General features: G+C 67.4%; 21 protein-coding genes and 1 tRNA gene. 17 read left to right on the forward strand and 5 right to left on the reverse strand.

The window, feature by feature from the left end:
- Positions 1 to 282 precede the first annotated feature (282 nt).
- A tRNA-Leu gene (locus YWM_RS0105940) sits at positions 283 to 356 on the forward strand.
- A gap of 9 nt (positions 357 to 365) precedes the next feature.
- Here the strand turns inward: YWM_RS0105940 and YWM_RS0105945 are convergent.
- The 3 genes from YWM_RS0105945 to YWM_RS0105955 are packed head-to-tail and all read right to left on the reverse strand — an operon-like array spanning position 366 to position 3,746.
- On the reverse strand, positions 366 to 1,880 hold the full coding sequence (locus tag YWM_RS0105945) for an aldehyde dehydrogenase (NADP(+)) (RefSeq protein WP_211232440.1): 1,515 nt from the start codon (positions 1,878 to 1,880) through the stop codon (positions 366 to 368).
- Positions 1,881 to 1,907: 27 nt separating this feature from the next.
- On the reverse strand, positions 1,908 to 2,411 hold the full coding sequence (locus YWM_RS0105950; protein WP_028849943.1) for a flavin reductase family protein: 504 nt from the start codon (positions 2,409 to 2,411) through the stop codon (positions 1,908 to 1,910).
- 33 nt (positions 2,412 to 2,444) lie between these two features.
- On the reverse strand, positions 2,445 to 3,746 hold the full coding sequence (locus YWM_RS0105955; RefSeq protein WP_028849944.1) for a flavin monoamine oxidase family protein: 1,302 nt from the start codon (positions 3,744 to 3,746) through the stop codon (positions 2,445 to 2,447).
- 236 nt (positions 3,747 to 3,982) lie between these two features.
- Here YWM_RS0105955 and YWM_RS0105960 point away from each other — a divergent pair, with 236 nt between their 5' ends.
- The 9 genes from YWM_RS0105960 (at position 3,983) to YWM_RS0106000 (ending at position 13,084) form a co-directional block, all read left to right on the forward strand.
- The gene (locus tag YWM_RS0105960) at positions 3,983 to 5,194 is read left to right on the forward strand and encodes a bifunctional 3,4-dihydroxy-2-butanone-4-phosphate synthase/GTP cyclohydrolase II (RefSeq protein ID WP_028849945.1); all 1,212 of its coding nucleotides are present in this window, start codon (positions 3,983 to 3,985) and stop codon (positions 5,192 to 5,194) included.
- 35 nt (positions 5,195 to 5,229) lie between these two features.
- Complete coding sequence (locus tag YWM_RS0105965) at positions 5,230 to 6,618, forward strand: LLM class flavin-dependent oxidoreductase (RefSeq protein ID WP_028849946.1); 1,389 nt, start codon at positions 5,230 to 5,232, stop codon at positions 6,616 to 6,618.
- The gene (locus YWM_RS0105970) at positions 6,618 to 7,403 is read left to right on the forward strand and encodes a 2-keto-4-pentenoate hydratase (protein WP_028849947.1); all 786 of its coding nucleotides are present in this window, start codon (positions 6,618 to 6,620) and stop codon (positions 7,401 to 7,403) included. The genes YWM_RS0105965 and YWM_RS0105970 overlap by 1 nt, the downstream gene beginning before the upstream one ends.
- 200 nt (positions 7,404 to 7,603) lie before the next feature.
- Complete coding sequence (locus tag YWM_RS0105975; protein ID WP_028849948.1) at positions 7,604 to 8,965, forward strand: MFS transporter; 1,362 nt, start codon at positions 7,604 to 7,606, stop codon at positions 8,963 to 8,965.
- 165 nt (positions 8,966 to 9,130) lie between these two features.
- The gene (locus tag YWM_RS0105980; protein ID WP_028849949.1) at positions 9,131 to 9,925 is read left to right on the forward strand and encodes an IclR family transcriptional regulator; all 795 of its coding nucleotides are present in this window, start codon (positions 9,131 to 9,133) and stop codon (positions 9,923 to 9,925) included.
- Between the two features lie 259 nt (positions 9,926 to 10,184).
- Complete coding sequence (locus YWM_RS0105985) at positions 10,185 to 10,385, forward strand: cold-shock protein (RefSeq protein ID WP_028849950.1); 201 nt, start codon at positions 10,185 to 10,187, stop codon at positions 10,383 to 10,385.
- Between the two features lie 103 nt (positions 10,386 to 10,488).
- Positions 10,489 to 11,445: a non-homologous end joining protein Ku gene (ku, locus tag YWM_RS0105990; RefSeq protein ID WP_028849951.1), complete on the forward strand. Its 957-nt coding sequence runs from the start codon at positions 10,489 to 10,491 to the stop codon at positions 11,443 to 11,445.
- 122 nt (positions 11,446 to 11,567) lie between these two features.
- Positions 11,568 to 11,999: an alpha/beta fold hydrolase gene (locus YWM_RS22410; RefSeq protein WP_156914670.1), complete on the forward strand. Its 432-nt coding sequence runs from the start codon at positions 11,568 to 11,570 to the stop codon at positions 11,997 to 11,999.
- Positions 11,966 to 13,084, forward strand: coding sequence for an LLM class flavin-dependent oxidoreductase (locus YWM_RS0106000; protein ID WP_028849952.1), 1,119 nt, complete (start codon positions 11,966 to 11,968; stop codon positions 13,082 to 13,084). The genes YWM_RS22410 and YWM_RS0106000 overlap by 34 nt, the downstream gene beginning before the upstream one ends.
- Here the strand turns inward: YWM_RS0106000 and YWM_RS0106005 are convergent.
- Entirely contained in the window at positions 13,033 to 13,350 is a 318-nt protein-coding gene (locus YWM_RS0106005) for a GNAT family N-acetyltransferase (protein ID WP_028849953.1), read from the reverse strand. The two genes, YWM_RS0106000 and YWM_RS0106005, sit on opposite strands and share 52 nt — an antisense overlap.
- Before the next feature lie 26 nt (positions 13,351 to 13,376).
- On the opposite strand from YWM_RS0106005, the gene YWM_RS0106010 reads away from it, so the two are divergent.
- From YWM_RS0106010 to YWM_RS0106035, 6 genes are all read left to right on the forward strand, one after another.
- A complete protein-coding gene (locus tag YWM_RS0106010) occupies positions 13,377 to 14,336 on the forward strand; it encodes a pirin family protein (protein ID WP_028849954.1) in 960 nt (319 codons plus the stop codon).
- Positions 14,337 to 14,496: 160 nt separating this feature from the next.
- Positions 14,497 to 15,099, forward strand: coding sequence for a carboxymuconolactone decarboxylase family protein (locus tag YWM_RS0106015; RefSeq protein WP_028849955.1), 603 nt, complete (start codon positions 14,497 to 14,499; stop codon positions 15,097 to 15,099).
- Positions 15,096 to 15,935 (forward strand): SDR family NAD(P)-dependent oxidoreductase, encoded by an 840-nt coding sequence (locus YWM_RS0106020; RefSeq protein WP_028849956.1) that lies wholly within the window; start codon positions 15,096 to 15,098, stop codon positions 15,933 to 15,935. The genes YWM_RS0106015 and YWM_RS0106020 overlap by 4 nt, the downstream gene beginning before the upstream one ends.
- Positions 15,936 to 15,986: 51 nt before the next feature.
- Positions 15,987 to 17,549, forward strand: a complete 1,563-nt coding sequence (locus tag YWM_RS0106025) for a phytoene desaturase family protein (protein ID WP_028849957.1) — start codon at positions 15,987 to 15,989, stop codon at positions 17,547 to 17,549.
- On the forward strand, positions 17,539 to 18,216 hold the full coding sequence (locus YWM_RS0106030; RefSeq protein ID WP_156914671.1) for a sensor histidine kinase: 678 nt from the start codon (positions 17,539 to 17,541) through the stop codon (positions 18,214 to 18,216). The genes YWM_RS0106025 and YWM_RS0106030 overlap by 11 nt, the downstream gene beginning before the upstream one ends.
- Positions 18,213 to 18,608: a response regulator gene (locus YWM_RS0106035; RefSeq protein ID WP_043659866.1), complete on the forward strand. Its 396-nt coding sequence runs from the start codon at positions 18,213 to 18,215 to the stop codon at positions 18,606 to 18,608. The genes YWM_RS0106030 and YWM_RS0106035 overlap by 4 nt, the downstream gene beginning before the upstream one ends.
- A gap of 21 nt (positions 18,609 to 18,629) precedes the next feature.
- Here YWM_RS0106035 and YWM_RS22415 read toward each other — a convergent pair whose 3' ends face one another.
- Complete coding sequence (locus YWM_RS22415) at positions 18,630 to 22,130, reverse strand: HAMP domain-containing protein (protein WP_084612208.1); 3,501 nt, start codon at positions 22,128 to 22,130, stop codon at positions 18,630 to 18,632.
- A 196-nt stretch (positions 22,131 to 22,326) separates the two neighbouring features.
- Between YWM_RS22415 and YWM_RS0106050 the strand changes: the two genes are divergently transcribed.
- On the forward strand, positions 22,327 to 23,733 hold the full coding sequence (locus YWM_RS0106050; protein WP_028849960.1) for an amidase: 1,407 nt from the start codon (positions 22,327 to 22,329) through the stop codon (positions 23,731 to 23,733).
- Positions 23,734 to 23,768: the final 35 nt, after the last annotated feature.

Consider the following 23,768-nt stretch of genomic DNA (forward strand, 5'->3'; position numbering starts at 1 on the left):
TGTATAAGTCGGCGGGGAGGTCGCGAGCTTGCCGGCTGGCGATTGTCCGCGGACTGCCCGAGTCCGTGGGGTGTACGCGGGCTTGCCGAGCCCGTGGGCTGTACGGGGTTCGCCTGGGCCGGTGGGCGCGGCCCTGCCCAGGTTCGACGCGAGTGGCCGGCCCCTTCCGGAGGTCTGGCGCATGTGGCTGGTCGCCGCAGGGTCCGACGCGAGCGGCGGGCCTCCATCGGTCCGATGCGAGCGGCCGGCCGCTGCCGGGCTCGAGCGCGCTAGGCTTTTTCCGCCCCCGTAGCCCAATTGGCAGAGGCAGTCGGCTTAAAACCGATCGAGTGCGGGTTCGAGTCCCGTCGGGGGCACAGGCCGACTCAGTGCCAGCGCTGTGCCTGACCCGGCTCGTTCACCGTTCGAGGCAGTCGCCACGGATTGTCCTCCCGAAGTGCCGGAGGCAGCAGGTCGTCGGGCGCGTTCTGGTAGGTCACCGGGCGGAGGAACCGCTCGACAGCCGCAGTGCCCACGGACGTGTGCGATACGGCCGTCGTGGCCGGGTACGGGCCGCCGTGCTGCTGAGCAGGCGTGACCGAGACGCCGGTCGGCCATTGGTTGAACACGATCCGGCCGCTGCGTTTGGCCGCGAGATCCAATAGCCGAGTGAGGCGATCCTGCTCCGCTGGTCCGGGCGTTTCCGATGTGTGCACCGTGACGGTCAGGGTCCCCTCGACGGCGGTGAGGATCCTGACGATGTCGTCGTCCGAGTCGTACTGGGCGAGCACGGCGGACGGGCCGAAGTTCTCCTCGAGCAGGACGTCGCGATGGCGGTACAGGTTCTGTACCGAGCCGGCGTGGAACAGGGTCGGGGTGACGGCGGGGACTCCGGACGGATGTGCGACCTGGCCGCCGGTGACGAGGGCCCGCACCCCGGGCACCTGGGCGAGCTGGTCGGTCCGTTCCTGGTAGCGCTCGGCTATCGCGGCCGTGAGCAACCTGGCTGGCGGAACGTCCGCGACGAGTTTGATCAGTTGATCGGGGATATCGGTGTCGTTCGGCAGGAGGAGCACCCCCGGTTTGGTGCAGAACTGGCCCGCGCCCAGGGTGAACGACCCGACGAATCCTTCGGCGATCTGCGCACCGCGTTCACGCGTCGCCTCGAGGGTGACCACAGTCGGATTGATGCTGCCGAGCTCACCGTAGAACGGGATCGGCGTCGGACGTGAGGCAGCGATGTCGAACAGCGCGCGCCCGCCGGCGACCGATCCGGTGAACGCAGCCGCGCTGACGCGCGGGTCTCGCAGCGCCTGCACCCCGGCTTCCTTGCCTGCGATCACGTCGAACGTGCCCTCTGGGGCGCCGTTACCGGCCAGCGCGGAGCGCACGATCTCCGCGGTGCGTCGGGAAGTCTCCGGGTGGCCGGGGTGGGTCTTCACCAGTACCGGGCACCCGGCCGCGAGCGCGGACGCGGTGTCCCCGCCCGCAACGGAGAACGCGAACGGAAAATTGCTGGCCGCGAACACCAGCACCGGGCCGACGGGAATCAGCCAGCGGCGCAGGTCGGGTCGAGGGCCGAGAACGAACTCGGGATCGTGCCGGTCGATGACGACACGGAGATACGACCCGTCGCGCAGCAGGTCGGCGAACATCCGAAGCTGGACGGTGGTTCGTTTCATCTCGCCTACCAGTCGCGCTTCGGCGAGGCCGGTCTCCTGCATGGCGGCGGCGACAAGCTCGGCGCTGCGCGCGTCCAGCGCATCGGCGACGGCTGAGAGCGCATCGGCTCTGCGCCGGGGCTTCCACTGGCCCCACTCGTCGGCCGCGCCGGCCGCGGCGGCAAGACGGCGGTCGACGTCCTCGGTGGTCGCGACGATTTCCCGGTCGAGGGTGCTCATCAATGGTCTCCGTTGGTTGGCGAATGATCAGGCGCTGATTTCCCGGTACTTGCCGAGGCGGCCGCGGTAGAAGACGAGCGGTTCGCCGGAACCCGCATCGAGCCTCCGAACCCGTGCGATGACGACGGTGTGATCACCGCATTCGAATTCGTGGTGGACCTGGCAGTCGATCCAGGCGTGGGCGCCGGTGATGCGGGGATTCCCGTCGGCGGACTCGTGCCAGTCGACCGCGTGGAACTTGTCCGGGTTCTTGCTGGACAACCGCTGGCAGACGTCGTGTTGTCCGCTGGCCAGCACACTGGCGCTGAATCGGCCGGACTCGCGGATCTTCGGCCAGCTGTTGGATGTCAGTGCAACGCTGAACGTGACCAGCGGCGGGTCCAGCGACAGTGACTGGAACGTGCCGACGACGAGTCCTGCCGGTTCGCCGGTGCTCGGCCTGCGGCCTGCCACGACCACCACGCCGGTGGGCAGGTGCCCCATGACGTCGCGGTAGCGCCGCGGGTCGATCCGCGACAGTGCAGCTGTCATGACCTCTCCCTTCACAAAGGAATTCGCCTCGCCCTACCGCGAGGTGGCGAGCTGCGTGGTGATCTCGCGGGCGACGCGCAGGCCCGACTCGATGGCGCCGTCGATGAATCCGGCCCACAGATTGGCGTAGTCGCTGCCGGCGAAGTGCAGCACGCCCTCCGGCTGTTGCTGGGCTCGCAGATAGCGAGTGAGTTGGTGTGGCCGGTGCATCAGCCACGTCTCGCCGGAGTACGGGTCGGACATCCAGTCGTGCCCGGTCACCTCGATGACGTCGAGGTCGTCACGCCAGACCCGCAGGGCTTCGCGAACGGCATCGATGTCATTCGGCGTGATCCGACTCGAGTCAGCACCGAATGCGACCAGCACCGCATCGTCGTCGCCCAGGTACTCGGTGCGGACGACTGACAGTGGGTGGGCAGCCGAGGAGTAGGCGAAGAACGGCTCGATCGGACCGCGTACGCGTATCCAGGCCTTGACTCCCTTGGAGGCCGTCTTCTCCTTACTCGCGGCCAGCTTCTCTTGGCACAGTGCCGGGGAGATGTCCAGGTTGCCGATGATGTTCTGCGGCAACGTGACGACGACTCGCCGCGCGTGAACCTGCTCACCGGTGGCGGTGGTGACCACTGCGCCATAGGCGTCGTGCTCGATGCGTCGGACCTCAGTTCCGGTACGGATCTCGGCTCGGGTGTCGGCGACGATCGCCTTGACGAGCGCCTGCGTGCCCGACGCCAGCCGGAAGACCGCCGAGGCCTCGTGCATGAGATGCCACGAGCCCGCGGTTGCGGCGGTCCAGCGCAGGGCGCTGGTGAATGCGCCTTCGTCCAGCGGCGCATTGAAGTGACCGATCCACGCGGCCTCGTTGGCGTGATACTCGTCGACGCCGAGTTCGAGCTCGTCCAGCTTGTCCTGCACGCTGAACGCATCGATGGTGGCCAGTTCCGGCTCGGCGAGAGGGTCGTCCGGGCGCGGAATCCAACGCATGGTGTCGGCGAGCAGCCTCCGCATGCCGGGGTCGATGAGCTTCATGAAGTCGTCGAGTGTGCCCTGCCGGACTTGGTTGCCGGCCAACCAGTAGGCCACTTCGGGGCGGGGTCCGCGAGTGACAGCCAGGCCGTAGCGAGTGATCTCGGCCCAGACGTGCGGCTGGACCCAATGGAGCCAGGTGCCGCCGATCTCCAGATCGCGGCCGAGGCGGTGGTCGGTCCATACCCGGCCGCCCAGTCGGTTGCGCGCCTCCAGCACCAGGACGCGCCGGCCGGTACGGCCCAGTTCGCGGGCGGTGATCAGTCCGGCGATCCCGCCGCCGATCACGACAACATCGGCTTGCTCGGACATGGGGACTCCCGTCGTGGCGATGGCTTAAAAGTGGTCGATCAGTTCATATACTGAACATCAGCGTGAGCAGTGTGGCGTTGCGACTTGTGTCGCGTCAAGAGGCCTTACGAGGGTATTTGCAGATAGATGGGGAATTTTCGAAGACTCTTGACGGCCTCCGGATCGCCGTGCCACAGTCTTGCGAACGTCATAGTCACTATCTGAACGCTCATTGAGCGTCGCCTGGGAGAGGCCCAATGCCCAGATCGAGCGTTGCCGAAGCCGTTGCCGCTCTCGCCGCGGGCGGGAAGGTGCTCGTCGTCGACGATGCCGACCGGGAGAACGAGGGTGACCTGATCATGGCCGCGGAGTACGCCGACACCGACGATGTCGCGTTCTTCCTGGAACACACGTCGGGGTTCCTCTGCGTCGCGATCGATCAGAACCGCGCGGACGCGCTCGGCCTCGATCTGATGGTGCGGGACAACACCGAGAGTCACGGCACGGCATTCCTGGTGAGCGTCGACTACAAGCACGGGACGAGCACCGGGATCAGTGCCGGGGATCGGGCGAGGACGGTCAAGGCGCTGGCCGACCCGCGGACGATGCCCGCCGATTTGGCGCGGCCGGGACATGTCATGCCCTTGCTGGCCAAGCCTGGTGGCGTGCGGCAGCGGCCTGGTCACACCGAGGCCGGTGTGGAACTGTGCCGTTTGGCCGGGCTGAGTGGTGCGGCGCTGCTGTGTGAGGTCGTCACACCGGACCGGCGGCACATGATGCGCGGTGCCGACCTGGAGGTTTTCGCCGCGCAGCACGGCATTCCGATGATCGCCATGACGGATCTGATCGACTGGTTGCAGCGGTCGGCGCCCGGCGTGAAGCGCACCGGAGAAGCGGCTATCCCGACGGATCTCGGCACGTTCCACACGGTCACATACCGGGTCGAGCCCGATGGTGCCGAGCACGTCGCACTGCTGACGGGCGACGTGGCCGGCGCGGAGAACGTGCTCGTCCGGTTGCACAGCGAATGCTTCACCGGCGACCTGCTCGGCTCGCTACGTTGCGACTGCGGTGCGCAACTTCGCATGGCCATGGCGGCGATCGCCGAGGAAGGTCGCGGTGTGCTCGTCTATCTCCGCGGGCACGAAGGCCGCGGCATCGGTCTGGCGCAGAAGCTGCGCGCTTACCAGCTCCAACAGCACCAAGGTCTGGACACCTTGGAGGCCAACCTCGCGCTCGGACTGCCGGTGGACAGCCGGGAGTACTCGGCGGCCGCCGGCATCCTGCGCGACATCGGAATCACCTCGATCCGGTTGATGACGAACAACCCGGCGAAATGCCGTGCGCTGACCGAATGCGGAGTGGCGGTGAGCCACATCGTCCCGCTCGAGGCCCCGCCGAACGAGCACAACACGGCCTACCTCGCGACCAAGCGGAACCGGATGGGACACCGGCTTCAGCAGATCTGACCCGAACGATCTACCCGCGAAACAGGAGAACGATCATGACACGCCGAATGCGTCTGTTCGCGTTCGATTTCCACGGGCCCGCACACCTGTCGGCCGGACTGTGGCGCCACGAGGACGACCGCCACCACAGATACACCGACATCCACTACTGGACCGAGTACGCGAAGCTGCTGGAACAAGCCTGCTTCGACGGGATCTTCTTCGCGGACAATGTCGGCTACCACGACGTGTACCAAGGCAGTGTTGCTGCTGCGCTCACCGACGCGGCACAGCTTCCGGCGAACGATCCGTTGCTGGTAGTGCCGGCGATGGCCGCGGTCACCGACAATCTCTGCTTCGGCGTGACCGGATCGACGTCCTACGAGCACCCGTATGCGCTGGCGCGGCGGTTCACCACTCTGGACCACCTGACCGGCGGACGCATCGGCTGGAACCTGGTGACGTCCTACGCGGACAGCGCCGCGCGCAATCTTGGTTCCGGTCAGCAGGTCCCGCACGACGAGCGCTACGACAGGGCGGCGGAGTATCTCGAGGTTTGCTACAAGCTGTGGGAAGGATCTTGGGAGGACGGTGCGGTCATTCGCGACCGGGAGAACGGCGTCTACGCCGATCCGGCTCGGGTGCATGAGATCGCACACCACGGCAAGTACTTCACCGTTCCCGGCATCTTCTTGTGCGAACCGTCGCCGCAACGCACGCCGGTGATCTTCCAGGCAGGCGGCTCGAGCAAAGGCCGAGCGCTCGCCGCGGCGCATGCCGAGGCGGTGTTCGCCAACGCCGTCTCGAAGCCCGCGCTGAAGAAGCAGGTCGAAGGGCTGCGTGCGTTGGCCGCCGAGAACGGCCGCGATCCGAAGAGTGTCCGGGTGTTGCAGATGATCACCGTGGTCTGCGCGCCGACGGACGAGGCCGCGCAGGCCAAGTACGAGTCGTACCGGCGATTGGTGAGCTTCGCCGGGGCGATGGCCCGCTACAGCGGATGGACCGGACTGGACTTCGCACAGTTCGACCCGGACGTGCCGTTCAAGCACGTCAAGACCAACGCCGGCCAGACGATGGTGGATCTGTTCTCCAAGATGGATCCGGACAAGGAGTGGACGCCGCGAGACATCGCCGAGTTCATCGGCATCGGCGGCACCGGTCCGACCATCGTCGGCTCGCCGGCGACGGTGGCCGATGAGCTGATCAGCTGGATGGATGAGACCGGCATCGACGGCTACAACATCGGCCACGCGGTGAAGTACCAGGACATCGCGGACTTCGTCGAACTCGTCGTACCCGAGCTGCGGCGTAGAGGAGTGGTGTGGGACTCCTACGAGAGCTCCACACTGCGCGAGAAGCTCTACGGGGCCGGGCAGGTCCGGCTTCGGGAGGACCACCCCGGCCGCGGTTATCGGAAGTGTGTGGCTCCGGCTGAGGTGGCGTGATGCCGGCTGGTCAGCTGAACGAAATTGCCGAGCTCCTGCACGCTGCGCGGGTCAGCCGGCGTGCGGTGCCGGCGCCCACGAGAACCTGGCCCGAGCTGGACGCCGATCGAGCTTTCGAAGTCCAGCGAATCAACGTCGACAAAGCAGTGGCCGAAGGCGATCGGGTGGTCGGCTACAAGCTGGGCAACATCGCCAAGGCCATGCAGGACGCGTTCGGCCTCGACCAGCCCGATTACGGCCATCTGTTGGCCAGCACCTTCCGCTACGAAGGCACCCCGGTCGACCGCGATCACTACATCGAGCCGTTCGTGGAGCTCGAGCCTGCCTTCGTCCTCAAAGGACACTTGGCCGGGCCGAACGTCACGGTGGTCGACGTGATCAATGCGATCGACTATGTCGTGCCGGCGATAGAGATCATCGACTCAAGGATCGAGAACTGGGCGATCGACCTGCCGGACACACTGGCGGACAACGGGTCGACCGGCGCGGTGATCATCGGCGGCGCCCCTCGATCGCTCACCGAGCTCTCCCTTGGCAATACCAGGGGCGTGCTGCGGTTCAACGGTCGCGAGGTCATGGCGGGCAATACCGGCACCATCCTCGGTAACCCGCTGAATGCGACCGCATGGCTGTGTAATCGGCTCGCCTCCTACGACATCGCATTCGCTCCTGGTCAGCTGATCCTGGCCGGGAGCTGCCTGGAAGCGGTACCCATGCGCAAGCCGGGCCACTGGTCGGGCTCGTTCGACGGACTCGGCACCGTCGAGTTCGAAGTACGCGCCTAGCGTCACCGCGCCCGCCAGTTTCTCAATTCCTTCACCTCATGGCTGCGCCGTGCTGGTGCATGCCGCCCAATTCGAACGGTGTTCAACGATGAACAAATCGCACGAATTTTTCGATCTACCTCGAGATCGGCATTTCGTCGCTGGAATTTCCCGATCGCGTCGTGTGCCGGCGGCTGCGTCGTCCACCAGGAAGGACTGAAATGACGGTAACCACACCAAGCCCGGATTTCGTCGGGCCGGGCATGGATGACGCGGCTCGTAAACGGCGCTTTCTGGTCAAGATCACCGCCGTCACCGTGGGGGGCATGTTCATCGACGGCTACATCCTGGGCATCATCGGCAACGTCATTGCCGCGGTGAACAGCGAGCTGAGCATGTCGCTGTTCATGCAGGGCCTGACCGGCGCCGCAGCACTGATCGGCATTTTCGTCGGTGGGCCACTCGGCGGATGGCTGACCGACAAGCTGGGGCGCAGGCCGCTGTTCATGATGGACCTCGGGCTGTTCATCGTCGGCTCGGTGCTGCAGGCCTTCGTCGACACGGCGTGGCAGTTGTTCGCCGTGCGTTTGTTGATGGGGATCGCGATCGGCGCCGAATACTCGGTCGGCTGGCCGTTGCTCGCGGAATTCGCGCCCGCGCGACTGCGTGGTCGGTTGATGTCGCTCTGCGAGGTGTTCTGGTATCTGGGCTTCATGTTGGCGTCAGCCGTGGCCTATGTCCTGGTCACGGCCGACGTCGACTGGCGGATCACGCTCGCTACCAGCACCATCCCGGCGGTGATCCTGTTCGTGGCCCGCTTCGGCCTTCCGGAGTCGCCACGCTGGTTGATGAGCAAGGGACGGACGGAGGAGGCGCGCCGGATCGCGCACGCGTACCTGCAAGAGCCGGAGGATGCGCTTGACCCGGGCAACCTCCCGGCACGTCCGGGCACGTTCCGGATGATGTTCTCTCGCGAGTACTGGCGAGCCACCACCTTCACCTCGGTGTTCTGGTTCTGCGCGGTGACGCCGTACTTCGCGATCGCGACCTTCGCTGCCAGCGTGTTGTCCGATTACGGCCTCGGAGACGGATTGGTGGGCGCCATCAGCGTCAACGGGCTTGCGTTAGCCGGTGTCATCGTGTCGTTGCTGTTGATCGATCGGATCGGTCGCCGCAAGCTGACGATTCCGCAGCAGTGGGTTGCCGGCGCGGTGCTGGTCGTCATCGGGCTGTGGCCGGACGCGCCGTCGTCGGTGGTTCTGCTTTGCTTTCTCGTTTTCGCGTTCGCCAATGCGATGTACACGGCGCTGACCGGCGTCTATCCCGGTGAGGTCTTCCCGACCGAGATCCGCGGCCTCGGCACCGGGTTCGCGACCGCGGTCAGCCGGATAGGCGCCGGTATCGGCACCTTCCTGCTGCCGTGGTCCATGCACAACCTCGGTGGGGCGACCACGATGCTGATGGCTGCTGGTGTGTGCGTCGTCGGTGCGCTGGTCTCCCAGGTGCTGGCGCCCGAGACCATGGGCCGCAATCTGAGCGAGACGTCGGCCCCGCACGGATCGCCTGCGCCGGAGGCGGTCTAGCCGATGGGCCCCGGCGGTCGCTGTGCGGCCGTCGGGGCGTCGTCGCCGACCTCGCGGTTTCGCGTCGCGAAGCCGCGTCCACGCTCTCCCCACGTTCGATTACTGAACACCGCGGCGTTACAGTGAACGCGCCAGGTGATCTGCTGACCGTGCGGGGGAGTGGCGATGGGCGAGAGCTCCGAGCAGCCCGACTTGATCAACAAGTCGGTGGTCAAGGCGGTGCGCCTGCTCCGAGAACTGGCTGCGCAGCCGAGGACCGGTGCCACCGTCACCACGTTGGCCAAGGCCGCCGGGCTGAGCCGGCCTACCGCGTTCCGGCTGCTGTACAGCCTCGAGCAGGACGGCCTGGTCGACCGGATCAACACCCACTACGTGCTCGGCTGGGAGCTGGCCAGGCTTGGGCGTCGGGCCGATCCGTACGCCGGCCTGGTGGGGCACGCGCAGCCGTTGCTGCAGGAGCTGGCGGACCGGTTCAACGAGTCGGTGACGCTGTCGGTGCCCAGTGGTGAGGACGAGCTGGACCTGATCGCCGAAGCTGCTGGGTCGCATGTACTCGGTGTGACCGGACGCAACATGGTGGGACAGCGCTACCCGCTGCACGCCAGCTCCACCGGGAAGGTCCTGCTCGCCGAGAAATCGGCCGAGGAGCTCCGCCGCACGCTGCCGGAGAAGCTCGAGGCGTACACGCCGCAGACCATCACCGACCGGGAAGCCCTGATCAGGGAGTTGGAACAGGTCCGGGAACAGGGCTTCGCCATCATCGACAACGAACTGGAGCCGGAGTTGCTGTCGCTGTCCCGGCCCATCCGGGATGCGGCCGGAACCCTCGTGGCGATCTTGACCGTCAACGGCCCGCGCAGCCGCTTCACTCGCGCCCGGATCCCCGAGGCGTTGCAAGAGATGCAGAAGACCATCGAGCGAATGACGGACCTGTTCTGGCGGAAATCACCGTCCGACTAACGGCCTGGGGCAGGTCACCGCGGCTGGGTCGGCTCTTTTCCGCGCGCATGTGACCAGGGGCACGCGGATGGCCGTCAGTTGATCTGTACACTGGGTGGTGGTCGAAGTTTTGACGCGTTTGCTTTTTCGCACGGCCGCCCCATCCAGTGGGCGGGTAGTTCTCTTTGCAGGGAAGGCCGAGGAAGTCGCTCCGTCTCACCTATCCGGCCAACGGAGGCGCACGGTGCGGCTCCGAAATCGACCCTGAAGGGGATTACGCATGACCCACGGAACCGTCAAATGGTTCAACGCCGAAAAGGGTTTCGGCTTCATCGCGCTCGAGGACGGCAGTGACGTCTTCGTGCACTACTCGGCCATCGAGGGCCACGGCTACCGCAGCCTCGAGGAGAACCAGCGCGTCGAGTTCGAGCTGGCGCAGGGCCAGAAGGGCCCGCAGGCCAGCAACGTGCGCGCGGTCTGACGCTCGCTTACCGACAACGCCGCCGATCCGCACCGGGTCGGCGGCGTTGCCGTATGCGTGACACCCGCCTGCCCGGGGTAATCCCACGGCAGGAGGTGCTCGCATGGCTCGGCCGGTATGGCGCGGATCGATCAATTTCGGCTTGGTGAGTATCCCGGTGGCGCTCTACAGCGCCGTCGAGGACCACACCGTGCACTTCAACCAGCTCGAACGCGACACCAACGACCGCATCCGCTACAAGCGGGTGAACGAGCGCACCGGTAAAGAAGTCGAATACAGCGACATCGTCAAGGGCTACGAAGTCGGTGACGGCGAGTATGTGATCGTCGAGCCGGACGAGCTGACCGACATCGCACCAGGACGATCCAAGTCCATCGAGATCGACTCGTTCGTCGACCTCGACGAGATCGACCCGATTCATTTCCGCGCCACGTACTGGCTCGGCCCGGCGGACGCATCGAGCACGAACCCGTACCAGCTGCTCGTCGCCGCGATGGCCAAAACCAACCGCGTCGGCATCGCGCAATTCGTCATGCGGAACAAGCAGTACCTCACCGCGGTGCGCTCCGATCGTGGCGTGCTCGCCCTCGACACGCTGTACTTCGCCGACGAGATCCGCGACCCGGCCGATGTGCTGGACGTCGACACCAAGAAGAAGCCCGGCAAGGGCAAGCAGCTGGACATGGCCGTGTCACTGATCGAGGCCATGGAGGCGCCGTGGCGGCCGCAGGACTACCACGACACCTACACCGAGCGGGTGGAGAAACTCGTCAAGGACAAGAAGGCGGGCCGCAAGCCGGAGCCCGCGCCGGAACCCGCGGAGCCGACCGAGGTCTCCAGCCTGATGGACGTGTTGCAGCGCAGCGTGGAGCAGGCGAAGGGCAAGTCCGGCAAGAAGTCCGGCGGCAAGCAACAGCCCGCCGACCTGGACGACATGTCGAAGTCGGATCTGCTCGAGCTCGCCAAGGAGCTCGACATCAAGGGGCGGTCGAAGATGAGCGTCGACGACCTCCGCAAGGCCGTCCGCCGCGCGGAAAAGAAGGCGCAACGCGCCGCTTGACGCCCCTGGCATGCGCCGATGACGGTTGATCGAAGCTTCCCGTGGCAAGGTCGGCGCATCGCGTGGGGGCGGTGGGGTGACGGTCCCGCGGTGGTGTTCTGTCACGGCACACCGTGGTCGTCGTGGCTGCGGGAGCGTTCGCGGATGCGCCGGCGGCCGATTTCACGGTCTACCTGTGGGGCATGCCGGGCTCTGGCCGCTCGTCCAACGCCAATCATCCGGTCGATTTCGGGGTGCAAGCCGAGGCACTGGCGGCGCTGCTCGAATGCTGGGAACTTCAGCGGCCGCACATCATCGCGCACGACATCGGCGGTGTCGTCTCCTTGCCGGCACATCTTTGGCATCAAGCCCCGTACGCCTCGATGCTGTTGGCCGACGTCGTGGCGATCCCGCCCGCCGGGTCGCCCTTCTGTCGCTACGTCCAGCAGCACGCCGAGGTGCCGGCTGACGTCGGCAGGCGGAATATCGTGTCAGGTGCGCCGGTTGTATCAATGCAAATGCATGAAACTCAGGAGGCGCGATGCAGTTCGGCATCTTCAGCGTCGGCGACGTGACCCCGGATCCGACCACCGGCCGGACACCCACCGAGGCGGAACGGATCAAGGCGATGGTCACCATCGCGCTCAAGGCCGAGGAAGTCGGCCTGGACGTCTTCGCGACCGGAGAGCACCACAACCCGCCGTTCGTGCCGTCGTCACCCACCACGATGCTCGGCTACATCGCGGCCCGCACCGAGCGGCTGATCCTGTCCACGGCGACCACGTTGATCACCACCAACGACCCGGTGAAGATCGCCGAGGACTATGCGATGCTGCAGCACTTGGCCGACGGCCGGGTCGACCTGATGATGGGCCGCGGCAACACCGCGCCGGTGTACCCGTGGTTCGGCAAGGACATCCGGCAGGGCATCCCGCTGGCGATCGAGAACTACGGCCTGCTGCACCGGCTGTGGCGGGAGGACGTCGTGGACTGGGAAGGCAAGTTCCGCACCCCGCTGCACGGCTTCACCTCCACGCCGCGACCGCTCGACGGGGTGCCGCCGTTCGTCTGGCACGGATCGATCCGCAGTCCGGAGATCGCCGAGGTCGCCGCGTTCTACGGCGACGGATTCTTCGCCAACCACATCTTCTGGCCGACCTACCACTTCCAGCGGCTCATCGAGCTGTATCGGCAGCGCTACGAGCACCACGGGCACGGCGCCGCCGACCAAGCCATCGTCGGCCTCGGCCACCAGGTGTTCATGCGCCCGAACTCGCAGGACGCGATCCGCGAGTTCCGGCCGTACTTCGACCACGCCCCGGTCTACGGCGGCGGCCCCTCGCTCGAGGAGTTCATGGAAACCACGCCGCTGGCCGTCGGCAGCCCGCAGCAGATCATCGACAAGACGATGACCTTCCGCGAGCATTTCGGCGACTACCAGCGGCTGCTGTTCCTGGCCGACCACGCGGGCCTGCCGTTGAAGACCGTGCTGGAACAGCTCGACATCCTCGGCGAGGAAGTCGTGCCCGTCCTGCGCAAGGAGATGGACGCGCTGCGGCCCGCGCACGTGCCGGAGGCTCCGGTGCACCCGGCGGTCGCGCGGCGGAATCAGGCCCCGGAAGCCTCCTCCGATGCCGAGTCGGACACCAGGTCCGCGTAGTCCGGATGCTTCTCGATCCACCGGCGGACGAACGGGCACTGGGCCACCACGGCCAGCTCCCGCTCGCGGGCGGAATCCAGCACCGCGCGCGCCAACACACTGCCAAGACCCCTGCCGTTGAAGGCCGGGTCGACCTCGGTGTGGGTGAAAACGATGGTGTCGGAGAGCAGCCGGTACTCGACGTGCCCGGCGAGCCGGCCGTCGACGGTCAGCTCGAAACGATGTTCTTCCGGGTTGTCGGTGACCTTCGTGGCCGAGGAATCCATGGCCCCGAGCCTACGATGAGGATGCGATGAGCAACACCGAGACCAGTCCGCGGGAAGTCACCTGCACGGACGGTGACCAGCCGAGCGGCGTACAGATCCTCACCGCGCGCGAGGTGCCGCTCGGTGGCCCGCGCGCGCTGCTCGTTCGGCGCACACTTCCGCAGCGGGCACGAACGCTGATCGGTGCCTGGTGCTTCGCCGACCACTACGGTCCGGACACCACACCGATGGTCGTCCCACCGCACCCGCACACGGGGCTGCAGACGGTGAGCTGGCTGTTCGACGGCGAGATCGAGCACCGCGACAGCGGCGGCCACCACTTGTTCGTCCGGCCCGGCGAGCTGAACCTGATGACCGGCGGGCGCGGCATCGCCCACTCCGAGGTCTCCACCGACAAGACCGAGACGTTGCACGGTGTCCAGCTCTGGGTGGCGCTGCCGGACGAGGCTCGTGACGTGCCCCGTGACCTGCAGTCCTACCGGCCCGAACCGGTGCGCTTGGGTGGCGCGGTGGCGAAGGTCTTCCTCGGCTCGTTGGCGGGCACGGCGTCCCCGGTGCGCACTTACACCCCGCTGCTCGGCGCGGAGCTGGTCCTCGATCCCGGAGCCGGCGTCGAGCTGTCGCTCGACGAAACCTTCGAGCACGGGATCCTGCTCGATCAGGGAGAGCTGGCCGTGACAGGCGTCCCGGTGAACCCGGCCGAGCTCGCCTACCTCGCACCCGGACACACCACCGTCGAGTTGCGCGCGGGGGCGGGCGAGCCGGCGCGCATCCTGCTGCTGGGCGGGCCGCCGTTCGGCGAGGAGATCGTCATGTGGTGGAACTTCGTCGGCCGCAGCCACGACGAGATCGTCGAGTTCCGTGCCGCCTGGGAGGCAGGGGCCGATCGGTTCGGTGAGGTCGACGGCTATATCGGTACGCCGCATCGGTTGCCCGCACCCGCGCTGCCCAACGCGGTGATCAAACCACGGCGCAATCCCGGCTGACGGCTCATCGCGCGTCGCGGGCCCGGCGCAATCCCGGCCGGCGTCCCGTTCCGCGCCGCACGCCCGGCGCGATCCCGGCCGGCGTCCTGTTGTCTCACGCCACAAGAACATCCAGGCAACTTCTACGAACAAAAGTGTTCTTCTATGTTACCGTCCGGTAATGGTCAGTCCACGGATTCCTCCGGCCACCCGCCGCGAGATGGGGCTGGTGAACACGGCGATCACCGGCGCGCTGGGCGCCGCGGCGGGCACCGGTCCGCCGAACTTGTTCACCACGTTGGCCCGCCACCGGCGCATGTTCCGCCCGTGGTTGCTGTTCGCGGGCACGCTCATGCCCGGCGGCACGCTGCCGCGCCGGGACACCGAGCTGGTCATCCTGCGTGTCGCGCACCTGTGTGAGTGCGAGTACGAGTGGCACCATCACGCCCAGCTCGCGCGCCAAGCCGGGTTGACCGACAAGGAGCTCGCGGCGGTGCTCGAGGGACCGGCGGCCGCGGGGTGGACGCCCAGGCAGCGACTCCTGTTGACCGCGGCCGAGGAGTTGCTGAACACCCGCACCCTGTCGGACGAAACCTGGCAGGCGTTGCGCGGCGAGCTCAGTGAACGGCACTTGATCGAATTACCGATGCTGGTGGGGCACTACGAGATGCTGGCCATGACGATCAACTCATTGCGAATCCAGCCCGACACTCCGCGCCGCCCGACCGGGCTTGCCCGGGTGGTGCAGGCGCTCAGCGCACGATTCACCGGGAGGTCGGCATGAGCCGGACGTTTGCCGGAGCCACAGCCGTCGTCACCGGCGCGGCCAGCGGCATCGGAGCTGAGATCGCCAGGCAGCTGGCCGCCCAGGGCGCGTTCGTGTTGGCCACCGACGTCTCCGAAGAGCCGCTGCACGCCGTGGTGGACGAGATCAAGCGCGCCGGGGGAGCCGCCCGCGCCATGCGGGTCGACGTGGCCGAGCGCGCCGACGTGCAGGACGCCGTGGACGAAGTGGTCGCCGAGTTCGGCCGCCTGGACTACATGGTCAACAACGCCGGTGTCGGCATTTTCGGCGAGGTCGAGGCGGTGACCCTGGACGAAGCCGACCTGACGGTGAACGTCAACCTGCGCGGCGTGCTCAACGGCGTAGGGATCGCGTATCGACAGATGCTCAAGCAGGGCTTCGGTCACATCATCAGCACGGCGTCGGCGGCCGGCCTGGTCCCGGTACCCCTCCAGGTGCACTACACCGCCACCAAGCACGCGGTCGTCGGCCTGCACAAGGCGCTGGCGCTGGAAGCGGAGGCGAACGGCATCCGCACCACGGTGTTCTGCCCGGCGTGGGTGGAGTCCGGCATGTTCGACACCGCGAAGCTGCACGGCAGCATGAGCGTGCCCGACCCCAGGAAGGTCGTACCGGTCAAACCCATGCCGACCGACGAAGCGGTCCGCCGCCTGCTCGACGGGGTACGGCGCGGCAGGCGCTTCGTCATCACCCCGTTCTACGGCCGCCTCGGCTGGTGGCTCGAGCGGCTGTCGCCGGTGTTGAGTCACCAGTTGCACCGCGTCATGCTGCGAGAAGTCCGAAAACGGACCGAACGGGCGCGATCGCGGACCTGACCGAACGAATCGGTGGTCCACCGCGGCCGATCCGGAAGGTAGGTTCGCGGAGTGACTTCACACGACGTGGTGATCGTCGGCGGCGGGCACAACGGACTCGTCGCCGCTGCGTATCTGGCACGGGCCGGACAGCGGGTCCTGGTTCTCGAGCGCGGCACCTCGCCGGGTGGGGCAGCGGTGAGCTACCCGGCCTTCGACGGTGTCGACGTCCGGCTTTCGCGGTACTCCTACCTGGTGAGCCTGCTGCCCGAACAGATCATCGACGACCTGGGACTGACCGTGCGACTGCGCCGCAGGCGGATCTCCTCCTACACCCCGGTGCGGCGTGGCGACACCGCCACCGGTCTGTTGGTCGACAACGAGGATGCCGAGCGGACGGCCGCGTCGTTCCAGCGGGTGACCGGCTCGACCCGCGACTTCGCGGCGTGGCAGGAGCTGGCCGAGCTGACCGGACGCGTCGCGCAGCGGGTGTTCCCCACCCTCACCGAACCGTTGCCGAGCCGCGAGCAGCTGCGCGAAGCCGTCGGGGACGACGAAGCCTGGCGGGTCGTGTTCGAGCAGCCCCTCGGCCACACGCTGCAGGAACGCTTCAGTGACGACACGGTTCGCGGCGTGCTGGCCACCGACGGCCTGATCGGCACGTTCGCCGACCTCAACGACACCGGACTGGTGCAGAACCGGTGCTGGCTCTACCACGTGATCGGCGGGGGAACCGGCGACTGGGACGTCCCCGTCGGTGGGATGGGAGCGGTCACCGGCGCCCTGGTCGAGGCAGCGCGGTCGGCAGGCGCGCAGATCCGGACCGAGGCGGAAGTCGTCGCGATCGACCCCGACGGCGAGGTCCGCTACCGCCACGACGACGCCGAACACGTCGCGCACGCCGGCTGGGTCCTGGCGAACGTGGCCCCCAGCGTGCTCGACGACCTGATCGGGGAGGCCTCGGTGCCACCGGAAGGCGCACAGCTCAAGGTCAACATGGTGTTGCGGCGGCTGCCGAAGCTGGCCGATCCCGAGGTCGACCCGCGCGACGCCTTCAGCGGCACTTTGCACGTCAACGAGGACATGGCGCAGCTGCAGGCGGCGTTCGAAGCCACCGCGCAGGGCCGCATACCCGAGTTGCCGCCGTGCGAGATCTATTGCCACTCGCTCACCGACGACTCGATCCTCGGCCCCGAAGAACGGCGGGCCGGGATGCAGACCCTGACGTTGTTCGGCCTGCACATGCCCGCTCGTCTGTTCGCCGCCGACCACGAGGCCGCCAAGGCCGAGGCGCTGCGCGCGACCCTGCGGTCACTGGACTCGGTACTCGGCGAGCCGATCGAGGGTTGTCTGCACACCGATGCCGCGGGCAGGCCGTGCCTGGAGGCGAAGACGCCGCTGGATCTGCACGCGGAGCTGGGCATGCCGGGCGGGCACATCTTCCACGGCGACCTGCAGTGGCCCTATGCGCACGGTGAGCACGAACCGGGCAGCTGGGGTGTGGCCACGAAATACCCTCGGGTGCTGCTCTGTGGTGCCGGTTCGACGCGGGGTGGCGGAGTCAGCGGTATCGGCGGCCACAACGCAGCGATGGCGGTGCTGGCACAATCGGCAGGTGGACAGCGTGCGTCCTGAGTCGGGCGACGGCAGACGGCCCGTCCCCGATCCGGGCGGGCTGATCGACCATTTGCTGCATGCCCACGAGCTCGAGCGGCAGTGGCTTGCCGAGCGGATCCACGACGACCCCATGCAGGCCTTGGTCGCCGTCGGGTTGCGCATGCAGCTGCTCGCCGCACGGCTGGGCGAGGCCGAACGCGAGCAGATGACGGAAGTGACCGATGCGGTCTCGTCGGCCATGGCCACCCTGCGCGGTCTGCTGACGTACCTGCGCCCGCGCGCGTTGGAGCACAAGAAGCTCGAGGCGATCCTGCGTACCTACTTGGAGAACGCCACCGACGACTGGCACGTCGACGGTCAGCTCGACTACCGGGTCCCGGAAGAACCCGAGTCACGAGTGGTGCTCACGCTGTTCCGGCTGACCCAGATCGCGGTGGAGGACGTGCGCAGGCGGGGCAGCGCCACGCAACTGCGGATCGCGGTCCGGCCGGAAGACGACGGCCTGCTCACCGAGGTCATCGACAACGGGCCGTACGACGGTCAGCCCGAGGGCGCGGGCCTGAGCACACGGGAGATGCGGGAGTGGGCGTTGTCCGGCGGCGGCTGGTGGGAGAGCGAGACTTCCGCAACCGGCACCACGGTGCGATTCTGGTTACCACTGACATTGGTGGACACGTCGCCATGACCGACCCGCAGGAGCCGATTCGGGTGCTGGTCGTCGACGACGAACCGGCGATCCGGGAGGCGCTGCGTGCCCTGTTGGAGCTCGAACCGGACATCGACTGCGTCGGTGTCGCGAGCTCCGCGCAGGATGCGATCACCCTGGCCGAGGAGTTCGCGCCGGACGTGACCGTGCTGGACATCAGGCTTCCCGGTGGCGGCGGCCAACGGGTCGCCGACGAACTGCGGCAGAAGTCCCCGGACACCGAGTTGCTGGCGTTCTCGGCGTTCGGTGATCGCGAGTCGATGGCCGGGATGCGATCGCACGGCGCGGCCGCCTACCTGGCCAAGGGCGCCCCGAACCAGGAAGTCGTCGACACCATCCGCATGCTGGGCTCGCGAGCTCGGCGTCGATGAGCTCGCCGACCCGCTGCCCGGTCACTCCGCGGGCGGAGTGGTGGCGAGGTCGCGGCCGGACTTGTCCTTGCCCGCCGCGTCGCGCCGCGTGATCCAGCGGTGGATGCACGACAGCAGCTCGTCGGCGTCCACCGGCTTGGTGACGTAGTCTGACGCACCGGAGGCCAACGACTTCTCCCGGTCGCCCTCCATCGCCTTGGCGGTCACCGCGATGATCGGCAGGTCGGCGTAGCGCGGCATGTGCCGGATCGCGGTGGTCGTCGCGTAGCCGTCCATCTCCGGCATCATCACGTCCATCAGCACGACGTCGACGTCGTCATTGGCCAGCAGCTGCTCGACACCCCGGCGACCGTTGGAGGCGTGCACCACCGTCATGCCGTAGAACTCGAGCATCCCCGCGATGGCCAGCACATTGCGGAAGTCGTCGTCGACCAGCAGGATCTTGCGACCTTTGAGCAGGTCGTAGTTCGGCTCGTCGTCAGCCTCGTCCGCGCTCGGCGCCTCGTCGCGCTGCTGCGCCAGCATGAGCGGGAGCAGATCCCTGGTGTCGTCCGCGGAGAAGTACAGCAGCATCCGGCTGCGTAGTTCTTCGCGCGAGGACAACAGCTCCATCGGCTGGATGCGGGCATAGCTGCGCAACATCCGGTCCTGCGCCACGGTGAGCTTCCCGCTGACCACCGCAAGGATCGGCAGCGACCGCAGCATCGGGTTCTCCGTCAGTGCCTTGACGACGTCCAGCATCTGGGTGTCCGGGCTGATCTCCAGCACGGCGCACCGGTAGCCGTGGTCGGTCAGGGCATTGATCGCGGCATCCGCATCGGTCACCGAGGTCAACCTCGGGGCCTGGTTGCCGCCCAGTTCGTTGACCACCGCCCGCGCCAACGACGTCAGCGGACCGGGCTGATCGTCCTCGCTCGGCTCGACGATCAGCACGCGCCGGACGTCCGACTCGTTCTGCTCCCCGGTGGTGCCGGCTTCGAGCTGCTGACCCTCGTCGTCCGGTGTGGCGCCGGTGGTGACCGGCAGCAACAACGTGAACGTCGACCCGGCGCCGAGCTTGCTCTCCGCGCGGATCTCGCCGCCGAGCAGATACGCCACTTCCCGGCTGATGGACAGGCCGAGCCCGGTGCCGCCGTAGCGGCGGCTGGTGGTGCCGTCGGCCTGCTGGAAGGCGCCGAAGACGGCCTCCAGGTTCGCCTCGGCGATGCCGATCCCGGTGTCGGCGACCGAGAACGCGACCACCGGACCAGGTGTCTCGGCCAGCGAGTCCGGCTCGGCCATGCTCACCCGCAGCGTCACGCGTCCGTGCTCGGTGAACTTCACCGCGTTGGACAGCAGGTTGCGCAGCACTTGACGCAGCCGCTGCTCGTCGGTGACCAGCTGCTCGGGGACGTCGTCGTCGGCGACGATGTCGAACGCCAGTCCCTTCTGCGCGGTCTGCGGGGCGAACGTGGTGCGCACGTAGCTGAGCAGCTGCTCGAGCGAGAACGGCTCCGGGTGGATGTACATCTTGCCCGCCTCGACCTTGGACAGGTCGAGGATGTCGTTGATCAACTGCAGCAGGTCGCTGCCCGCGGAGTGAATGACGTTGGCGAACTCGACCTGCTTGGCGGTGAGGTTCTTGGTCGGGTTCTTCGCCAGCACCCCGGCGAGGATGAGCAGCGACGTCAACGGCGTACGGAGTTCGTGCGACATGTTCGCCAGGAACTCCGACTTGTACTTCGAGGCCAGCGCCAGCTGGCGGGCCCGCTCCTCCAGCTCCTGCCTGGCCTGCTCGATCTCGATGTTCTTCATCTCGATGTCGCGGTTCTGCCTGGCCAGCAGGGCGGCTTTTTCCTCGAGTTCGGCGTTGGGCCGGCGCAGCTCGGCCTGCTGCTTCTGCAGCTCCTCCGAGCGCGCCCGCAGCTCGGCCGCCAGCCGCTGGGACTCCTCGAGCAGCGCGTCGGTGCGGGCATTGGCGATGATCGTGTTCACGATGACGCCGATGGACTCGCTCAACTGCTGCAAGAATTCGATGTGCACCTCGGTGAACCGGTTGAACGAGGCCAGCTCGAGAACGCCGATGAGCTGATCCTCGAACTTGATCGGCAGCACGACGATGTTCACCGGTGCGGCCCGGCCGAGACTGGTCGAGATGGTCAGGAAGTCCGGTGGTGTCTCGTCGATGATCACCGGCCGGTTGCTCTGCGCCACTTGGCCGACCAGCGTCTGCCCGAGTTCGATCTGCCGCGGGCTGTGGTCGTCGTAGGCCCTGCCGTAGCTGGCGATGAGCCGCAGCTGCCTGCGCCGCTCGGTGTTCTCCGCCAGGAAGAACGTGCCGTGTTGAGCACCGACCAGCGGAGCCAGCTCGTCCATGATCAGCTCGCCGACGCTGCGCAGGTCGCGGTGGCCCTGCATCAGCCGGGAGATGCGTGCCAGGTTGGTGTTCAACCAGGCCTGTTGTTCGTTCGCCTTGGTCGTCTCGCGCAGCGAGCGGACCATCGCGTTGATGTAGTTCTTCAGATCGGCGACCTCACCCTTGGCCTCGACGGTGATCTTCTGCGACAAATCGCCGCGCGCCACCGCCGACGCCACCTGCGCGATCGAGCGGACCTGCGACGTCAGATTGGACGCCATGACGTTGACGTTGTCGGTGAGGTCCTTCCAGGTGCCGGAGACACCGCGCACGATGGCCTGTCCGCCCAGGTTGCCCTGGGTGCCGACTTCGCGAGCGACGCGGGTGACCTCGTCGGCGAAGGCGGACAACTGGTCGACCATCGTGTTGATGGTTTCCTTCAATTCGGCGATCTCGCCGCGCGCGTCGACCCGGATCTTCTGGGTGAGATCACCCCTGGCCACCGCGGTGGTGACCTCGGCGATCGACCGGACCTGGTCGGTCAGGTTCGTCGCCATGACGTTGACCGACTCGGTCAGGTCCTTCCAGGTGCCGGAGACGCCCTTGACGTCGGCCTGACCGCCCAGCCTGCCTTCGGTGCCGACTTCGCGGGCGACGCGGGTGACCTCGTCGGCGAACGAGGAGAGCTGGTCGACCATCGTGTTGACGGTGTCCTTGAGCTCGAGGACCTCGCCCTTGACGTCCACGGTGATCTTCTGTGTCAGGTCACCCTTGGCCACCGCCGTGGCGACCCGGCCGATGTCGCGCACCTGATCGGTCAGATTGCCCGCCATCGCGTTGACCGAATCGGTCAGGTCCTTCCAGGCGCCGACGACGCCGGGCACCTCGGCCTGGCCGCCGAGCTTGCCTTCCGACCCGACCTCCCTGGCCACCCGGGTGACCTCGGAGGTGAACCGGGTCAGCTGGTCCACCATCCCGTTGAACACGGTGCCCATCTCGTCCATCAACGGGTCGTCCACCCGGGGCAGCCGGGTGGAGAAATCCCCGTCGCGGACCGCCCGCAGGCCCTGGAGCAGCTGGTGCAGTCCTTCTTCCCTGGCCGCGGCTTCCGGGCAGTCCTCGACCGTGGTGTTCTTCGTGCCGGATTCCGGCGCAGGCGGGCGTGGTGCAGGGGATCTGCGCGCCATCGGCAAAGCTCCTCTTGTCCAACTCGCGTACGCCGACTCGCGCGACGGCGTCCGAGCGGCCCAAATTACGGCTGGGGTCCTGCGTCCGAATAGGGCACAAGGACACCTTTTGCCGCCGACCGTCATGGGACGGATTCCCAGTGTGCGGATCGGTTACTCTGAGGCGGATTCATACAGACGTATAAGGAGCTCGCCGATGACCGAGAACAGGGTGCACGCGTTCACCGATGATGCTCTTGGCGAGCACGACGCCGTCGAACTGGCCGAGCTGATCCGCCGCCGCGAACTCGACCCGGTCGAGGTGGCTCAGGCGGCCGTCGCGCGGGTGGAGAAGGTCAATCCGAAGCTGAACGCGGTGGAGTTCGCCGCGTTCGAGCGGGCCGTCGAGTCCGCCGCCACCCCGGCGCCCGGGCTGCTGTCCGGCGTGCCGTTCTTCGTCAAGGACAACACCGACGTGGCGGACATGCCCACCGGCAACGGCACGGACGCCTATGTCCCGCGGAAGGCTCGGCGGCACGGCCGGGTGGCCAAGCAGCTGCTCAGCGCCGGATTCACCGTGCTCGGCAAGAGCACGCTGCCGGAGTTCGGGTTGAACGCCAGCACCGAGTTCGCGCGGCGTGAGCCCACCAGGAACCCGTGGAACACCGAGTACTCGGTGGGTGCCTCTTCGGGTGGGTCGGCCGCGCTGGTGGCGTCGGGCGCCGTGCCCATCGCACACGCCAACGACGGCGGCGGGTCGATCCGCATCCCGGCGGCGGTCAACGGTCTCGTCGGGCTCAAGCCGACCCGGGGCAGGCACGTCGACGGCGAGCAGGCGCGCACCATGCCGGTGAATCTGGTGTCGGAGGGTGTGCTGACCAGGACGGTGCGGGACACCGCAGCGTTCTGGGCGGCCGCTGAGCAGTACTGGCGCAACCCGCGCTACCCGGCGCTGGGCATGGTCAGTGGGCCGGCGGACCGACGGCTGCACATCGGGCTGGTCACGCGCTCGATCACCGACGTGGAGGTCGACGGTCCGACCTCGGACGCGGTGCAGGACACCGTGGCCTTGCTGGAGAAGCTGGGGCACACCGTGGAGCCGGTCGACCTGCCGCTCGGCGAGCAGTTCGTCGACGACTTCATCACCTACTGGGGGTTCCTGGCCTTCACCATCAGCGCTTTCGGCAAGACCTTCGACCGGGCGTTCGACAGCAGCAAACTGGACGGGTTCACGCGCGGCTTGCGGCGCCGCTACCAGCGCGCGATGCACCGGTTCCCGAGCGCGCTGTACCGGCTGAGCAAGATCAAGAACGAGTACGCGCGGATGTTCGAGCGCTACCACGTGATCGTCTCGCCGGTGCTCGCGCACAGCACACCCAAGCTGGGGTACCTCAGCCCGACGCTGCCGTTCGACGAGCTGCTCGACCGGTTGATCAAGTACGTGGCGTTCACGCCGTTGAACAACGTGGCGGGTGGCCCGGCGATGTCACTGCCGCTCGGGCAGACGGCGGAGGGGATGCCGATCGGCGTGCACTTCACCGCGACGCACGGGGACGAGCGGACGTTGCTGGAGCTGGCGTACGAGCTGGAGGCCGAGCGGCCGTTCCGACGGATTCACGACTGAGGTCACCGGGCACGCGGCCGTGCCGCGCGGCGACT

This window comes from Thermocrispum municipale DSM 44069 (genome assembly GCF_000427825.1).
Classification (GTDB): Bacteria; Actinomycetota; Actinomycetes; order Mycobacteriales; family Pseudonocardiaceae; genus Thermocrispum; species Thermocrispum municipale.

Bases quoted from the DNA above. Each gene is read 5' to 3' on its own strand.
- YWM_RS0106050 (WP_028849960.1), top strand. From the start codon at position 22,327: ATGACCGAGAACAGGGTGCACGCGTTCACCGATGATGCTCTTGGCGAG.
- YWM_RS0106000 (WP_028849952.1), top strand. From the start codon at position 11,966: ATGCAGTTCGGCATCTTCAGCGTCGGCGACGTGACCCCGGATCCGACC.
- YWM_RS0105955 (WP_028849944.1), bottom strand. From the start codon at position 3,746: ATGTCCGAGCAAGCCGATGTTGTCGTGATCGGCGGCGGGATCGCCGGA.
- YWM_RS0105960 (WP_028849945.1), top strand. From the start codon at position 3,983: ATGCCCAGATCGAGCGTTGCCGAAGCCGTTGCCGCTCTCGCCGCGGGC.
- YWM_RS0105975 (WP_028849948.1), top strand. From the start codon at position 7,604: ATGACGGTAACCACACCAAGCCCGGATTTCGTCGGGCCGGGCATGGAT.
- YWM_RS0105950 (WP_028849943.1), bottom strand. From the start codon at position 2,411: ATGACAGCTGCACTGTCGCGGATCGACCCGCGGCGCTACCGCGACGTC.
- YWM_RS0105980 (WP_028849949.1), top strand. From the start codon at position 9,131: ATGGGCGAGAGCTCCGAGCAGCCCGACTTGATCAACAAGTCGGTGGTC.
- ku (WP_028849951.1), top strand. From the start codon at position 10,489: ATGGCTCGGCCGGTATGGCGCGGATCGATCAATTTCGGCTTGGTGAGT.
- YWM_RS0106010 (WP_028849954.1), top strand. From the start codon at position 13,377: ATGAGCAACACCGAGACCAGTCCGCGGGAAGTCACCTGCACGGACGGT.
- YWM_RS0105965 (WP_028849946.1), top strand. From the start codon at position 5,230: ATGACACGCCGAATGCGTCTGTTCGCGTTCGATTTCCACGGGCCCGCA.
- YWM_RS0106020 (WP_028849956.1), top strand. From the start codon at position 15,096: ATGAGCCGGACGTTTGCCGGAGCCACAGCCGTCGTCACCGGCGCGGCC.
- YWM_RS0106035 (WP_043659866.1), top strand. From the start codon at position 18,213: ATGACCGACCCGCAGGAGCCGATTCGGGTGCTGGTCGTCGACGACGAA.
- YWM_RS0105945 (WP_211232440.1), bottom strand. From the start codon at position 1,880: ATGAGCACCCTCGACCGGGAAATCGTCGCGACCACCGAGGACGTCGAC.
- YWM_RS0105970 (WP_028849947.1), top strand. From the start codon at position 6,618: ATGCCGGCTGGTCAGCTGAACGAAATTGCCGAGCTCCTGCACGCTGCG.
- YWM_RS0106005 (WP_028849953.1), bottom strand. From the start codon at position 13,350: ATGGATTCCTCGGCCACGAAGGTCACCGACAACCCGGAAGAACATCGT.
- YWM_RS0106015 (WP_028849955.1), top strand. From the start codon at position 14,497: ATGGTCAGTCCACGGATTCCTCCGGCCACCCGCCGCGAGATGGGGCTG.
- YWM_RS0105985 (WP_028849950.1), top strand. From the start codon at position 10,185: ATGACCCACGGAACCGTCAAATGGTTCAACGCCGAAAAGGGTTTCGGC.
- YWM_RS22415 (WP_084612208.1), bottom strand. From the start codon at position 22,130: ATGGCGCGCAGATCCCCTGCACCACGCCCGCCTGCGCCGGAATCCGGC.